A 15078-nucleotide genomic window follows, 5' to 3' on the forward strand; every position below is an offset into this window, starting at 1 on the left:
AGTGCGGGCCTCACTTCCCATGGACTGCACTGCCGACATCCATGACCCTGCTGTCCGTGGGGCCATCGGGCTTCGGCGCGGTGGGGTCATCGGGCTTCGGCGCGGTGGGTCGCTCGCGCTTGCGGGCGAGGGCGGCGGTCACGACGGCCGCGAGCAGCAGAGCGGCCAGGGGGTACCGGACGGCGGTGGTGAAGCCGTGCAATGTGGCTGTGCGCCCGCTGCCGTGAAATGCGGTCGCGGCGCTCGCCGCGACGGTGTTGAACACGACGGACCCGATGGAACCGCCGACCTGCTGGGCGGAGTTGACCGAGGCGGAGGCGATTCCGGCGTCCTGTGCGGGGACATCGGCGGTCGCCCCGGTCATGATGGCGAGGAAGCCGGCGCCATTCCTGACGCCGAAGGTGACCAGCGCGGGCAGGACGTTCGCCGCATAGCCGGAGTCCGGTGTCAGGAGGGCGAGTTGGAGCAGACCGCAGGCCGACACGGACAGGCCCGCCGTCATCATCACCCGGGGGCCGAACCGGGGCAGCAGCCGGGTGCCGATCTGGGTGGCCGTGGCGGTGGTGACAAGGCTGATCGGCAGGAAGCCGAGGCCACTGGCCAGCGCGGACCAGTCCAGGACGGTCTGCAGGTAGTAGGTGAGGAACAGCGACACGGACAGCTGTCCCATCATGAGGGCCGCCCCGGCCACCAGCGAAGCCACCCTGCGGCCGTCACGCATCAGCCGCGGCGGCAGCAGGGGCGCCGCGGCCCGGGTCTGCCAGTGGGCGAAGACCATGAGCAGTGCGGCGCCGCCGACGAGGGTGCCCAGCACGGAGGGGGCCGACCAGCCGTGCGCCTCGGCCCGGCTGCATCCGTACACCACGGCCGTAAGGCCGCCGCAGCCCAGTACGGCTCCCGCGATGTCGATGCAGCCGTGGCGGCGCCGCGAGTGATCGGCGGGCATCCAGACGGTGCCGACGAGGGCGGTGAGGGCGATCGGCACATTGACCAGCAGGCACCAGCGCCACCCGAACCATTGGGTGAGCGCCCCGCCCAGCACGACACCCAGGGATGCTCCCGCCCCTCCGAGGGCACCGAAGACGGCGATGGCACGGCGTCGCTCGCAAGATTCGGTGAAGGTGGTCGCGACGAGCGCGAGGGCGGCTGCGGCCAGCAGCGCGGCGAAGGCGCCCTCGACGGCGCGGGCCGCGAACAGGAACCGCGCGGTGGGTGCCGCGCCCGCCGCGGCGGAGGCGACCGCGAATCCGAGCAGACCGGCGGTGAACACCCGCTTGTGGCCCAGGTGGTCGGCGAGCCGCCCTGCGAGCAGCAGCAGTCCTCCGAAGGCGACGGCGGGCTGTGCGGCAAAACGGAACGGGGCATGGAGTTTTTGTATACCAAATACCCCCCATTCCACCCCATCCAGCAAAGAAGAACTCGTGTACTGCCTCGATCAAGGCAATCCAGCCCGGACTTCAAAAGGATTATGGGATACGGAAAACTCGACGCGGACAGGAGGAACGGATGTCTGAGCCTGAGGCCCCGCCGACACGGGTGACCGGCCGGGGACGCGGTTGGTACCGAGGCGACTGTCATGTGCATTCGGTGCACTCGGACGGCGAGCTGACACCGGAGCAGCTCGCGGCCGGTGCCCGGGCGGCGGGGCTCGACTTCCTGGCGACCACCGAACACAACACCGCCGCGGCACACGGCGTCTGGAACCGGCCCGCGGGCGACGATCTGCTGGTGATCCTCGGCGAGGAGGTCACCACCCGGACCGGGCACTGGCTCGCGCTCGGCCTCCGCCCCGGGCAGGTGGTCGACTGGCGGTACGGCCTGCGGAACGGGCGGATCGACGGCAGTCTCGAAGAGGTGCGCCGAGCCGGCGGGCTGTGCGTGGCGGCCCATCCGCACGCACCGTACGCCTCGGGCACTTTCATGTATCCGTATGAGGGGTTCGACGTGGTCGAGGTGTGGAACGGGGCGTGGAGCTCGGACGCGCCCTGGAACGCCGACAACGAGGCGGCCCTGGCCGAGTGGGGACGCGGCCTGGCCGCGGACGTCCACCGGGGTTGGTGGCGCCCGGCGATGGGCAACAGCGACACGCATCTGGCGGGCCAGCTCGCCGTCCCGCACACCGTCGTGCTGGCGGAGGAGCTGAGCGCCGGCGCGATCCTCGCCGGGATCCGGGCCGGCCGGAGCTGGATCGCCGAAACTGCCGCTGTGGAGTTGTCGTGCACGGCCTCGGCCGGCGGACGGAGCGCCGGAATCGGTGAGCGGCTGAAGGCGGGTGACGCTCCGGTCGTGGTGCGGGTGGACGTACGCGGTGTGCCCTCGGGCACGGTCGGCTTCCACACCGAGCAGGGCAGGGCACACGGCGCGGCGTTGCCCGAATCGGGAGCGGGCACCGTGGAGTGGCGCACCGGCACGGCCGACTCGGCGTTCGTCCGTATCGAGGTGCGCCGTCCCGACGGGCGCATGGCGGCGCTCGGCAATCCGATCGTCCTGGCCTGAACGGACCGGACCTGACCGGACCCGAGCAGGCCTGCCCCGACCTGGCCCGCCCCGGCCTGAACGGACCCGAGCAGGCCCGCCCCGGCCTGAACGGGCCCGGGCGGGCCTGACCGGGCCAGGTCTCCTGCTACGCCTCCGGTGCCAGGTTCTGCCGGAGGAAGGTGTGCATCAGGGCCTCGTTGTGGGCGGACTGTTCGTTGTCGCTGGCGCCCGCGTGTCCGCCGCCGGTGTTCTCATGGAACAGGACCGGGTGGCCGAGTTCACGCAGCCGTGCGGCCGCCTTGCGGGCGTGGCCGGGGTGGACCCGGTCGTCACGGGTGGAGGTGGTCAGCAGCACCGGCGGGTAGGTCCGGTCCGCGGTGATCCGGTGGTACGGGGACAGCTCGCGCAGGTGCGGGCGGTCGGCCTCGTTGTCCGGGTTGCCGTACTCGGCGGTCCAGGAGGCTCCGGCCAGGAGCCGGTGGAAGCGGAGCATGTCCAGCAGCGGAACCTGGGCCACGATCGCACCGAACAGGTGCGGGTAGCGGGTGAGCATCGCGCCCATGAGCAGGCCGCCGTTGCTTCCTCCCGCGGCGCCCAGCATGGCCGGGGTGGTGATGCCCCGCGTCACGAGGTCGCCGGCGACGGCCGCGAAGTCCTCGAAGGCTCGTGGCCGGTCCGCGCCCAGCGCGGCCTGGTGCCAGTCCGGTCCGTACTCGCCGCCGCCCCGGATGTTCGCGATCACGTAGGTGCCGCCGCGCTCCAGCCACGCCCGGCCGGTCACCGCGTCGTAGGAGGGGATGAGGGGGACCTCGAAGCCGCCGTAGCCGTAGAGCAGCGCGGGGCCGGGGCCGGCGCCGGGGGCACGGCCGGGGCCGATCACGAAGTAGGGCACCCGGGTGCCGTCCCGGGAGGTGGCGAAGTGCTGTTCCACGGCCAGTCCCGCCGTGTCGAAGCGGGCCGGGCTCTGTTTGAGGATCTCGGACTCGGCGCCGATCCGCCCGTGGTGGAGGGCGGGCGGCTGGAGGAACCCGGACACGTCCAGGAAGTACTCGTCGGAGACGTCGGGGTCGGTGTCGACGACCGTGACGCGGGACAGCGCCGGGACGTCCGTCAGCGGCTTGCGTGTCCATCCGCCGCCGGGGGTGGGGGTGAGGACCTCGATGCGGGTGCTGACGTCGCGCATCGTCTCCAGGATCAGATGGTGGCGGGTCCAGGAGTGTCCGGCCAGGGCCGTCCGCTCGTCCGGGGTGAACAGCACCTCTGCGGTGCGGTCGCCCGCCAGGAAGGCGTCGAAGTCGAAAGCGAGCAGGGAGCCCGCCGGCTGTCCGAGCCAGTCGGACTTCAGGGCGACGATCAGATGCCGGCGGTGGGCGTAGGCGTTGGCGTCGTCGGGGACGTCGATCCTGACGAGCGAGGCGTCCGGAGCCAGGAGGTACTTCTCGCTGCGGAAGAAGTCCAGCCAACGGCAGACGAAGTCCCGCTCGAACCCGGGTGTGGCGTCGTGCAGGCCCCAGGCCGCCACATCGCCCTTCCCGGCCTCGAAGACCAGGACGGACTCTTCCAGGGGCGTGCCGCGGCGCCAACTGCGTACCGTGCGCGGATAGCCGGCGTCGGTCAGCGAGCCGGGACCGAGGTCCGTGCCGACGAAGACGGTGTCGGCGTCGATCCAGCCGATCCGTGTCTTCGCCTCCCCCACCCGGAACCCGTCGTCGACGAAGGTCCCGGTGGCGAGGTCGAACTCGCGGACCACGACGGCGTCCCCGCCGTCGCGCGACAGACACACCAGTGCCCGGTCGTGGTCGGGGCGGCGCACCTGCGCACCGGCCCACACCCATTTCTCGTCCTCCGCCGCGGCGAGCGCGTCGATGTCGAGGAGGACCTCCCAGTCGGGCGAGTCCTTGCGGTACTGCTCCGGTGTCGTACGCCGCCACACGCCGCGCACCTGCTCGGCGTCCTGCCAGAAGTTGTAGAGGAACGCGCCGCGCCGGACGGTGTAGGGGATGCGGTCCGAGGCGTCCAGCACCTCCCGCAGGCGCTCCTTCAGGACGGGGAACCCGGCATCGGCGGCCAGTGCCGCCGCCGTCTCGGCGTTCCGCTCGGCCACCCAGCGCAGCGCGGCCTCGCCGTCGAGGTCTTCCAGCCACAGGTACGGATCTTCATCAGTCACGAGTCGCATTGTGCAGCCACTGCCCGCGTACGGAGAACACATCCACACGTTCGACGTCCGGGCGTGCGGGCTCAGAGCCAGCCGCGGCGGGCGGCGATCACACCGGCCTGGAAGCGGTTGGCGGCGCCGAGCAGCTCGTGGAGGCGGCTGATGCGGCGGCGCATGGTGCGTACGGACCAGCCGAGCTGACGGGCTATCGCCTCGTCCTTGAGGCCGCTGACCAGGAGGGTGAGTACGCGCCGGTCCTCCTCGCCGAGCGGGTCCTCGGCGGGGGCGTCGAGCGGCAGCGCCTGCTTCCAGCACATCTCCCAGTAGTTGGTGAGGGCGTCGAGCAGGGCGGACGGGCGGATCACCGCGGCTCGGACGTCGTCGAGGTCGAGAGAGAGCGGCATCAGGGCGAGTCTGCGGTCGGCGATGGCGAGTTTGATGCGCAGGCCGGGCATGACGCGGGCCTGCTCGCCGTGCCGGACCAGTTCGCGGATGTCGTCGAGGACGCCCGGCCATTCCAGGGCCTCGGGGGCGTAGACCGCGCGGTAGCGCACGCCGCGGCCCATCGCCGTCGCCTCCACGGGGTTGGAGGTGGTCAGGGCGTACGGCGGCCGGTCCAGGGTCATCACGTCCTCGTGGGCCTCCTGCTGAAGCCGGACGAACCACCGGCCGAGCGCCTCGCTGCCGGTGGTGATCTCCACCTCGTCCTCGTCCGTGGCACCGGTACGCGCTGCGGCGAACAGCCGGGACAGCTCGTCGGCCGAGGCACGGACCCGTTCCAGCTCGTTGCTCCTGGCCCGTACCAGTGCCTCGACGGCGGCCCCCGGCTCGATCGCGGCGTACCGGCGGCGGGTGCCGGCGAGCCGGCCGACCAGCCCGTGGTCGCGGAGCCGGTCCAGCGCCCTGGCGACGCGCTCGGCCGAACAGCCGAGGTCCGCGGTGAGTTCGGCGGGGGCGGCCGTCCGCCGGGTCAGGACCGCTCGGTAGACGCTCTCGTCGAACGGGTCGATGCCTGCCGCAGTGAGTCGCGGTGTCTCGGAAGTCATGGACGGATGGTGGCCCAGTTGTGCCAGCGGCAGCAATGGGCCGCGAAGATCCATTGTGCGGCAAGTGCCCGCACCACTAGGACCTTTACGCATGGCAATGAAGTCACGAAGATCTCGTCATGCCGCTCTCGCCGCCGCCGTTCTCGCCGGCACGCTGGCGGCGACGCCCGGTGCCGCCGACGCGTCCACGCCCGACCCCTCGCAACGAGTGATCGTCGAACTGTCCGGGAGGCCCGCGGTCACCGCCGCGCCCGGTGGTTCGCTGCGGTCCGCCGAAGCCGCCGACGACGTCGGCGCCGCCCGCCGCGCGCTCGACGCACGGCAGCAGACGTTCCTCGGCTCGGCGAAGCGCGCCGGGCTGCACCCTTCGGCGACCCGCAGGCTCGGGCTGCTCGTCGACGCCGTGGCCATGACGGTGCCCGCGTCCGAGGTGGGGCGGCTGTCCGCGCTGCCCGGCGTCACCTCCGTCCGCCCCGACACCCGGGTACTGACCAAGACGGACGTGAGCGTGCCGCTGATCGGCGCGCCCGCCGTCTGGCAGCGCAAGGACTCCGGCAGGAACCATGTGAACGGGACGGGCACCACCGTCGCGATCCTGGACAGCGGCATCGACTACACCCACCCCGACCTGGGCGGCGGACTCGGCAAGGGCCACAAGGTCGTCGGCGGGTACGACTTCGTCAACGGCGACGACGACCCGATGGACGACAACGGCCACGGCACCCATGTCGCCGGGATCGTGGCGGCCCGCGCCGCCACGAAGGGCGGCACCACGGGCGTGGCCCCGGGCGCGGATCTGCTGGCCTACAAGGTGATGGACGCCGACGGCTCGGGCTACACCTCCGACATCATCGCCGGGATCGAAGCGGCCTCCGATCCGGCCAATCCGCACCGGGCCGACGTCATCAACCTGAGCCTCGGCGGCCCCGGCGACGGCACCGACCCGCTGGGCCGCGCCGCCACCGCGGCCGTCCGGGCCGGAGTGGTCGTGGTGGCCGCGGCCGGCAACGACGGACCGGGCGCGGGTACGGTCAGCAGCCCCGCGACGGCCGACGGTGTGATCGCGGTCGGCGCGTCGACGAGCAATGTGCGGCTGCCCAGCGCGTACCTGGCGGGCAAGAAACCGGAGTTGATCCAGAGCTACCGCGGCATCCTGTCCGCGAACCCGCCCGAGCGCCCCGTCACGGCGCCGCTCGTCGACGTCGGCGAAGGCACCCCCGAGGACTGGGAGCGGGTCGGCGACGTACGCGGAAAGGTCGTACGGGCCCGGATGCTCGTCGCCGCGGACGCCCAGTACCTGACGGCGGACGCGTTGGAGTGGGCGCAGGAGGCGGAACGGCGCGGCGCGATCGGCGTACTGGCCGGACTGCCCGGCAACGACGGCCCGGTGTTCGCCGCCGGAGCGGCGGGAGAGGCCCGGCCACCGGAGGTGCGCCCCGAGCCGGGAGTGGTGCAGGTGCCGTCCTCGCCCGCACGGATCGACGCCTCCGGCGACTCGCTGCGGATGGACCGCCTGGTGGTCATGGGCATCGACTCGACCCAGTACACGGAGTTGACCTCCAGGCTCGCCGCCGGGAAGGTCTCCGTGACGCTGCGCGGCACCGACACCACCGACCGGATCGCCTCGTTCTCCTCACGCGGCCCCTCCCCGGCGTTCGGTTTGAAGCCCGATCTGGTGGCGCCGGGGGTGGAGATCCGCTCCACGATGGCCAAGTCGCTGTACGGGCCCGGCGAGTACCGCATGTCGGGTACGTCGATGGCGGCCCCGCACGTGGCGGGCGCCGCGGCCCTGCTGCGCCAGCTGCATCCCGGCCGTACGCCCGCCGGGATCAAGGCCGCGCTGGTCGGCACCGCCGAGCCGCTGAGCGGCAGCGGGCCCACGACGCAGGGCTCGGGCCGGCTCGATGTGGCCGCGGCCGCCTCGGCCACGCTCGCCGCCGCACCTGCTTCGGTGTCCTTCGGGCTCGCCGACCTGTCCGGGCGGAAGGCCGGCGGCACCGCGAAGGTGACGCTGCACAACTCCGGCAGGCGGCCGGTGACGGCCTCGCTGCGCACCGACGGTCCGGCTACGGTCTCGCCGAGGCGGATCACCGTACCGGCCGGGCGGACCGCGACCGTCACGGTCTCGCTGCGCGTCGCCAGGCCGGACACGGACACCGAGATCGGCGGCCGCGTCACGGCGACCCCCGACCGGGGCCCCGCGATCCGGGTGCCGTACCTGCTCGCCGTCCGGCATCTGGCGGTCCAGGCGGCGCCCGACCCGAGCGACGGTCACTCGACCGTGCACATCGCCCCGCCGACCCGGCTGGCCGCACCGCCGGTCGTCACCGTCACCCCGCCTCGCGGCCGGTCCACCGACATCGCCGCCACGCTGGATCCCGCGACCGGCTACTACCGGGCGAAGGTGACCGGCAGGGCGGCCGGCGCGTACCGGGTCTCGGTGCGCGGCACCGCAGCCACCGGGCAGCGGCTGATCGGCTCCAGTGCCTTCGAGGTCACCCCGGTCGACAGCCGCGGCGACCGCTGGCAGCCGGTGGGCCCCAACGGGGAGGCCGGCTCCCTCACCCTCTCGCCGGGCCGGCCGAAGCAGGCCGTCCTGACCGAGTACCAGAAGGCGGCTCCCTGGCTGACCACCGACAGCGGGGCCTCCTGGCGGCAGTTGGGACGGCTGCCGGTCGCGGACGGCACGGGGCAGCTCGTGGTGGACGCGGAGAACCCCGACCGCTGGTGGTACTCCGTGAACAGCGTCCACGACCTCAGCCGCCGGGGCACCGTGCTGCGCACCGACGACAACGGCCGGACCTGGCGCACGCTCGACGTCCCGGACACCCGCATCACCGCGTTCACCGCCGATGAGCACACCCGCACCCTGGTCGCGGTGACCTCGGACGCGCTGCTGGTCAGCACGGACGCGGGCGATCACTGGACGACGTACCCGACCGGCGTCACCGGTGCCGTCACCGCCGCCGCGATCACCGGTGACACCCTCTACATGACGACGAACGACGGCGTCTGGACCCGCTCCGGCATCGGCTCGGGCAACCCCGGTGAGGCGCGCCTTCTGTACGGCTCGTCCGGTGAGCACGTCGGCGGCCTGGCCGCCGATTCCTCGGTCCTGGCGGTGTACGTGACGGGCACCGGAGTCGTCGGGTCCCACGACGGCGGGAAGACCTGGGCCACCCTGCTGCCCTTGGCGGAAGGCGGCCTCGGCCTGACCGTGTCGGGCGGCGATCTGTACCTGCGCACACTGTCCGGCAGCGGCCGGCTCAGCCGCGACCACGGGCGGACGTGGACCACGGTGGCCACGCCGTCGCGTGCGGCGGTGCCGCTGGACTACGACCGCTGGGCCGACGGTTCGGTCACCGTCTCCAGTGAGCAGGACGGGATCTACCGGGGCGCCCCGGACGGCACCGGCTACCGGCGCATCGGCGTCCAGGGACAGACGGTCTTCGATCTCGCGGTCAGTGACGGTCATCTGCTCGCCGCCACCGACAGTGCGGTCCACCGCACCGCCCTTCCCGTGGCGGGCCCGGAGTGGGGCCGCTCGGGCGGCGAGGGCATGCGCGGTGTCACCGTCCCGCAGCTCGCCACTTCGGCCAAGGAGCCGAAGGTGGTCTGGAAGGTCCGGCGGACCGGGTTCGGCGCGTTCACCGTGGAGCGGAGCGCCGACGGCGGTGCCACCTGGAAGAAGCGGGGCACTTCGGCCGAGGTGCCGACGGCGCTCCTGGTCCACCCCGCCGACCCGAACCGGGTGATGGTCAGCTTCCAGAGCCTGTTGGGCCAGGGGCTGTTCGCCACCAGCGACGGCGGCGCGACGTGGAAGAACCTGTACCACGAGCGCTCCTTCGACACCGTCGTGGGCGATCCCGCCGATCCGCTGCGCCTGTGGCTGGGCAACAGGTCCGGGCTCTACCGCTCGGACGACGGCGGTGTGACCGTCACCAAGGTCGCCGACGGCCCGGTGACCGCGATCGATCTCGACGGCCGGCGGCTCGTCGTCGGCGGTGAGGACGTCCGCGTCAGCACCGACGGCGGCCGGACCTTCCGCACCGCGGACACCGGGGCGCTCGCGATCCATGTCTCCGACCTGCTCCGGGTCGGGGACACGTACTACGCGGCCACCACCAGCTCCAGGGCCAGTGGTCTCCTGCAGGGCGGCCGCGGTGTGCTGCGCAGCACCGACCGCGGCCGGAGCTGGCACAACATCTCCACCGGCCTGCAGAACACCGATACGACGAAGCTCGCCGCGAGCCCCGACGGCCGCACGCTCTACGTCGGCACCGTCGACGGCGGCGTACACCGTCTCGGCCTGCGCCGCTGATCAGCAGGGGATCGCGGGCGGCGGCTCACTCCCGCCGCCCGCGGTCCCGCGCTCCCGATTCGTCACGGGTGACGAGTAGCGCGCGACCGGGTCCTTCCGGCGCGTGTCCGGGAGATGACCACCACTCAGAGACCGATGTCGCGGCCGTTGATGTCGGCGAGGGACTCGCGCCGGACCAGCAGCCGTGCCCGGCCGTCCGCGACGGCGACCACCGGCGGGCGGCCGACGGCGTTGTAACTGGACGCCATGGAGAGGTGGTACGCGCCCGCGACCGGCACGGCCACCAGGTCCCCGGGACGGATGTCGCCCGGCATGGGCACATCGGCGGCGAGCACATCGCCCGCCTCGCAGTGCCGGCCGACGACGGTCGCGGTGCGGGGACCGGCCGTCGGGCGCCGGCCGATGAGCCGGGGTGCGTAGCGTACGCCGTACAGGGCGGGCCGTGGATTGTCACTCATGCCGCCGTCCACGGCCACGAAGGTGCGGTCGCCGGTCTGCTTCACCGCGAGCACCCGGTAGAGCGCCACGCCCGCCGGCCCGACCAGCGCACGGCCGGGCTCGACGGTGAGCCGGGGCACGGGGATGCCCGCCGCGGCGCAGTTCACGGCCAGTTCGCGGTGGATCCGGGCGCCGAGGGACGGAATGTCGAGGGCGGCCTCCCCCGGCCGGTAGGCGACGGCGTGCCCGCCGCCGAGGTCCAGTTCGGGCAGGGCGATCCCGTGCTGCTGCCGGATCTGGGCGAGCAGCCCGACGACCCTTCGCAGCGCGGTCAGATAGGGCTTGGCCGTGGTGATCTGCGAGCCGATGTGGCAGTGCAGGCCCACGAGTTCGAGCCGTGGCTGGTCGAGAATCCGGGCGACCGCGTGCCGGGCGCTGCCGTCGGTGATCGACAGCCCGAACTTCTGGTGCTCCGTGCCGGTGCGGATCGCGGCGTGGCCACCCGCGCTCACCCCCGGAACCACGCGCACCAGGACCTTCTGCCGGGCGCCGTCCGGGATGAGCGCGGACAGCCGGGCGATCTCCCACGCGCTGTCGATGACGATCCGTCCGACACCCAGGCGCAGCGCGGCCTCCAGGTCTTCCGGGCTCTTGGCGTTGCCGTGCAGCACGATGCGTTCGGGTGGGAAGCCGGCCGTCACGGCGAACTCCAGCTCGCCCGCGGAGCAGACATCCAGGCCGAGACCCTCGTCCCGTACCCAGTGCAGCAGGGCGCGGCAGAGGAACGCCTTGGCCGCGTACAGGACATCGGTGTCCGGGAAGGACCGCAGATAGGTGCGGCAGCGTTCCCGCACTTCGTCCTCGTCGAGCAGGTAGACCGGTGTGCCGAACCGTTCGGCCGCCTCGACGAGCGAGACTCCGCCCACCGCGACGTCGCCGTGGGCGGTGAGCCGGGCCGATGCGGGCCAGACGGACAGGCTCGCGGTGCTGCCCGAAGGCACGGGGGCCGGGTGAGGCACGGCCGGTGCCGAAGACGGCTGTCCGGGGAGCGTTGTGGCCATGGTGATTCCCCTCAGCCGATCAGGAGGTTGCCGCAGGGCACGACGGCCGTCCGCCGGTCGCGTGGTGGCGCGGGTGCCGTGCGCCGGGCGGGATTCACGACGGGGGCGGTGGCACCGGGCCCCGGTACGGCGAGCAGTGGGTCGACGACGAGGCCGACGATCCCCAACGGCGCGACGAGGGCGCGTACCGCCGGCTCGGAGAGGCGGATCCAGGGCTGGTGCGGTCCGAGGGTGAGGGTCAGCCGCCGCTCGTGGGTGAAGGCGACGGCGGTACGCACACCGAGGGGCGTACGGAAGAGGCGGGCGCAGTGGCCCGCGGGCCCGGGCCGGACCGGAACGTACAGCGCTCCGGTCCGGCTCGGTCGAAGGGGGTCGGGGTCCTCGGCTGGCCGGCTGTCGTTCATGGCACTCCTCGTGGAGACGGGTACATCGCCCCGGACCGATCACGATCCGGGACGGCATGCAACGACGCTATGCCCGCTCCCACGGGGCCGGACGTCACCCTTGGCGGCTCCTTGATCCCGCGGGTCGGACCTTTGACGCGCAATTGACGACGGGGAAGATCACCCATCGTTGTGCACGTTCTGGATCAGGCTGCCGCAGGTCGCGTCCAGCACGGCGTTGGTTACCGGGCCCGTCTCCTCGTCACCGGCTGAGAGGAGGCCGAGAGCCCGGCCCGGCCGGGCCCTCGGTCGTCCCGCCTGCGCTACTCGCCGGGGAACGAGAAGTAGAGCGCGTCGCTGTAGAACGAGGCGAAGTGGTCCTGCCAGTCGGCCCGGACGGACGCGAGCCATGCGTCGTCCTCCCCGGCGATCGCCGCCTCGGCGCGGGCCACGGCGTCAGGGATGTCGTGCGAGACCAGGTACCGCACCGCCTCTTCGGGATCCTCGTCGCCGAGCGACACCATCTCCCCCGTCTCCAGCACGAAGTAGGTGTCGCTCTGCTTGTCCAGATGGGCTGTGGTCCTCGCGACGCACTCGGCGAATTCACGGTCGTCCGCAAGCCCTTGCCCGACCACGCGCAGGAGATCGCCGAGCAGGGTGGCGCCACCGGAGAAGTCCGCGGCGATGCCGATACGCCTGTTCCAGATCATGGACGGGACTGTGTCCGTCCCGCGCCCGACGAGCAGCTTGTGCGCCAGCGGAATGCTCCAGTTGTGCTCGGAGACGCACCGGATCCTCTCCGGGTTCTTTTCCGCGGTCGGCGGTGTGCTCGCCGAATAGAGGTATGAACGGTTGGCCATGGTGGTGACCCTAACTTCCGCCACTGACAGCCCGGTTCCAGTGAGCGGCGCGCCCCGGCCCGGCGCGACTACCTGGTGGGCCGTCAGGAATCGTCGCGGGTCTCGGTGACGGGGACGTCGTGGCGAGCGGCGAAGGAGCGGACGGTGTCGGCGAGCGGCGCCGTGCCGGCACCGGGAGCCAGCCGGGCGGTCCGGATGTGGATGGCTCCGTCCTTGCTCCTGCGTACCCACCGCGGTTTCAGGAAGGCGACGGGCAGCCGGTGGCTCTCCGGCATCCGCACCGTGAGCACGGTGTCCCCCGTCTCCTGCACCCCGAGCTCGACCGACTCGGCATCGGACCAGCGCAGCACCGCCAGGTTCATGGCGGATCCGACGCCGATGCCGAGGTCGTTCACCACGAGTCCGTCGTTCTGGCCGAGCAGGCCGAAGAGCCTCAGCAGCATCAGGAACGCGATGAATCCGGACAGTACCCTCAGTCCCTCGGCGAGGTGGAGCAGGTCACCGCTCGCCGCGATTCCGGCGAACGCGAGGGTGATCAGCACGTTCCGCAGGATCTGTGTTCCGCGGCTCCGCCGGTTGCGGAGGTAGGAGGCGATCGGCTCGGATCCGGGGCGCGCTGCGGGGCGGCGGCGCAGTGCGGCCTGCCCCGGTGCCGCGGGCGGAGTGGCCGGGCGGGGCCGGGGCGCTGTGGGCGGCGTCGGCCGCGGTGGGGCGGGCGCGGGTTCGCCGGGTGCCACGACGGTCAGGTCGATCCGGCTGGCGCAGGCGACCAGCAACTCCTCGGGGGTGGGCCGCAGTCCGGGTTCTTTCCGGAGGCAGGCGACGACCAGGGGCCGCAGATCCGCGGGGATCGCGGAGACGTCCGCGTCCTCGTGGACCGCCCGGTACAGCAGTCCGTAGACCTGTCCCTCCCCGAACGCGCTGCCGCCCGCCGCCGCGACCAGCACCGCACCCAGCGCGAACATGTCGCACGCGCCGCTGACTTCGAGCCCCTGGGCCTGCTCGGGCGCGATGAACCCGGGCGTGCCGATGGCCGCCCGGTCGGCAGTCAGCCGGGTGCCCTCCACGGCGCGGGCGATGCCGAAGTCCAGTACCCGGGGCCCGTCCTCGGCCAGGACGATGTTGCCCGGCTTGAGGTCACGGTGGACCAGGCCGCAGGCGTGAATGGCTTGCAGCGCCTCCGCGAGCGCGGCGGCCAGTGCCCAGAGCCGCCGCTCGTCCAGCGAGCCGTGCCGGGCGATCTCCTCGGCCAGTGTCGGGCCCTCGATGTAGGCGCTGGCCATCCACGGCTGCGGGGCGTCCGCGTCGGCGTCGACGACCGCCGCCGTGTGGAAGCCGCCCACCTTGCCGGCGGCCTCGACCTCTCTGCGGAAACGTCTCCTGAACTCCGGGTCCGCCGCGTACTGCGCCCTGATCACCTTGATGGCGACCGCCCGACCGGCGCGGGAGCGGCCCAGATAGACGGAGCCCATGCCCCCGCTGCCCAGCTCGCGCACGATCACGTACGGACCGATGTGTTCCCCGACCACGGCACCCCCTCGGGACCGACGAAAGCCATGGTCTCTCCACCTGTTCCGTTCCACCGTCCGCGGGCTCGACATCCGATCCGCGCAACCGCAGTATGGCCCGGGCGCGTCACGCCTGTCAGGGAGGAAGCCAAGATGGAATCCGATGATCCGAACGGACCCGGGAACGGGCGGCACGAGGAGCGCAGCCGGGCCCACGGCAATCCCCGTCCGGCCGGCGGTGACGGCCCGGGGCGGGGGCGGCCCTGGGGGCCGGGAGGTCCCCCCGTTCCCTCCGGGGTCCCCATGCCCGACCCGGTACGGAAGTTACGGGTGCTGATGATGGTCCTCGGTGGCATGCAGGCCGTCCTCGGGCTCGCCCTGGTGAGCAACAGCGTGGAGATCGCCACGTCGATCTGGGGCGAGGGCGAGCCGAATCCGTGGAGCCGGACGGCGGGCGAGGAGCATTCGGGGCAGGTTGTCTTCGCCGGGATCCTGGTGCTGGCCGTCGCGGCCTGGGGCATCGCCACCGCCGTCAAGTTCCCCACCCGCAACCCTGCGCTGCGGACCTCGGCCTTCGTCTACGGCTGGACGGCGCTGCCCTTCACCGTGGTGTTCTACGAGGTGATGCCCATCCTCGGGATCGCATGGCTGGTGCCCGCGATCCTCGCCCTCGTCCGGCCCAACCAGCCGGAAACCCGGGCGTGGTTCGGCGGGCCCGGAGCCGCGCCACGTTGAACGTCCGCGAAGGCGACCCGACCGCGCGGGCCACGGCAGCCTCCGACTCCGGCTCCGGGACCGGGCTCCAGGACCGGGCTCCGGGAGCCCCGG

The 15078-nt window shown here is 72.6% G+C and carries 10 protein-coding genes; 3 read left to right on the forward strand and 7 right to left on the reverse strand.

From position 1 onward, the window contains the following. Nucleotides 1–10: 10 nt before the first annotated feature. Nucleotides 11–1399 carry an MFS transporter gene (locus AADR41_RS14270; protein WP_342281752.1) on the reverse strand — a complete coding sequence of 463 codons (1389 nt, stop codon included), beginning with the start codon at nucleotides 1397–1399 and terminating at the stop codon, nucleotides 11–13. 107 nt (nucleotides 1400–1506) lie between these two features. Between AADR41_RS14270 and AADR41_RS14275 the strand changes: the two genes are divergently transcribed. Beyond that, nucleotides 1507–2496 carry a CehA/McbA family metallohydrolase gene (locus AADR41_RS14275; RefSeq protein WP_342281753.1) on the forward strand — a complete coding sequence of 330 codons (990 nt, stop codon included), beginning with the start codon at nucleotides 1507–1509 and terminating at the stop codon, nucleotides 2494–2496. A gap of 127 nt (nucleotides 2497–2623) precedes the next feature. Here the strand turns inward: AADR41_RS14275 and AADR41_RS14280 are convergent, their stop codons facing one another. Both AADR41_RS14280 and AADR41_RS14285 read right to left on the reverse strand, forming a co-directional pair. After that, nucleotides 2624–4654, reverse strand: a complete 2031-nt coding sequence (locus tag AADR41_RS14280; protein WP_342281754.1) for a prolyl oligopeptidase family serine peptidase — start codon at nucleotides 4652–4654, stop codon at nucleotides 2624–2626. A 62-nt stretch (nucleotides 4655–4716) separates the two neighbouring features. After that, nucleotides 4717–5679 carry a helix-turn-helix transcriptional regulator gene (locus AADR41_RS14285; protein WP_342281755.1) on the reverse strand — a complete coding sequence of 321 codons (963 nt, stop codon included), beginning with the start codon at nucleotides 5677–5679 and terminating at the stop codon, nucleotides 4717–4719. Between the two features lie 91 nt (nucleotides 5680–5770). Here AADR41_RS14285 and AADR41_RS14290 point away from each other — a divergent pair, with 91 nt between their 5' ends. Then, nucleotides 5771–10000 carry a S8 family serine peptidase gene (locus AADR41_RS14290; RefSeq protein WP_342281756.1) on the forward strand — a complete coding sequence of 1410 codons (4230 nt, stop codon included), beginning with the start codon at nucleotides 5771–5773 and terminating at the stop codon, nucleotides 9998–10000. A 125-nt stretch (nucleotides 10001–10125) separates the two neighbouring features. Here AADR41_RS14290 and lysA read toward each other — a convergent pair whose 3' ends face one another. The 4 genes from lysA to AADR41_RS14310 form a co-directional block, all read right to left on the reverse strand. Then, nucleotides 10126–11499 carry a diaminopimelate decarboxylase gene (gene lysA / locus AADR41_RS14295; protein ID WP_446751038.1) on the reverse strand — a complete coding sequence of 458 codons (1374 nt, stop codon included), beginning with the start codon at nucleotides 11497–11499 and terminating at the stop codon, nucleotides 10126–10128. Nucleotides 11500–11510: 11 nt separating this feature from the next. After that, on the reverse strand, nucleotides 11511–11903 hold the full coding sequence (locus AADR41_RS14300; RefSeq protein WP_342281758.1) for an SAV_915 family protein: 393 nt from the start codon (nucleotides 11901–11903) through the stop codon (nucleotides 11511–11513). A gap of 302 nt (nucleotides 11904–12205) precedes the next feature. Then, a complete protein-coding gene (locus tag AADR41_RS14305) occupies nucleotides 12206–12742 on the reverse strand; it encodes a DUF7822 domain-containing protein (protein WP_342281759.1) in 537 nt (178 codons plus the stop codon). Nucleotides 12743–12825: 83 nt separating this feature from the next. Then, on the reverse strand, nucleotides 12826–14271 hold the full coding sequence (locus AADR41_RS14310; RefSeq protein ID WP_342281760.1) for a serine/threonine-protein kinase: 1446 nt from the start codon (nucleotides 14269–14271) through the stop codon (nucleotides 12826–12828). 282 nt (nucleotides 14272–14553) lie between these two features. Here AADR41_RS14310 and AADR41_RS14315 point away from each other — a divergent pair, with 282 nt between their 5' ends. Continuing rightward, nucleotides 14554–14985, forward strand: a complete 432-nt coding sequence (locus AADR41_RS14315) for a hypothetical protein (protein ID WP_342281761.1) — start codon at nucleotides 14554–14556, stop codon at nucleotides 14983–14985. Nucleotides 14986–15078 lie beyond the last annotated feature (93 nt).

The sequence above is a fragment of the Streptomyces sp. CLV115 genome (assembly GCF_038448545.1).
Taxonomy (GTDB): domain Bacteria; phylum Actinomycetota; class Actinomycetes; order Streptomycetales; family Streptomycetaceae; genus Streptomyces; species Streptomyces sanglieri.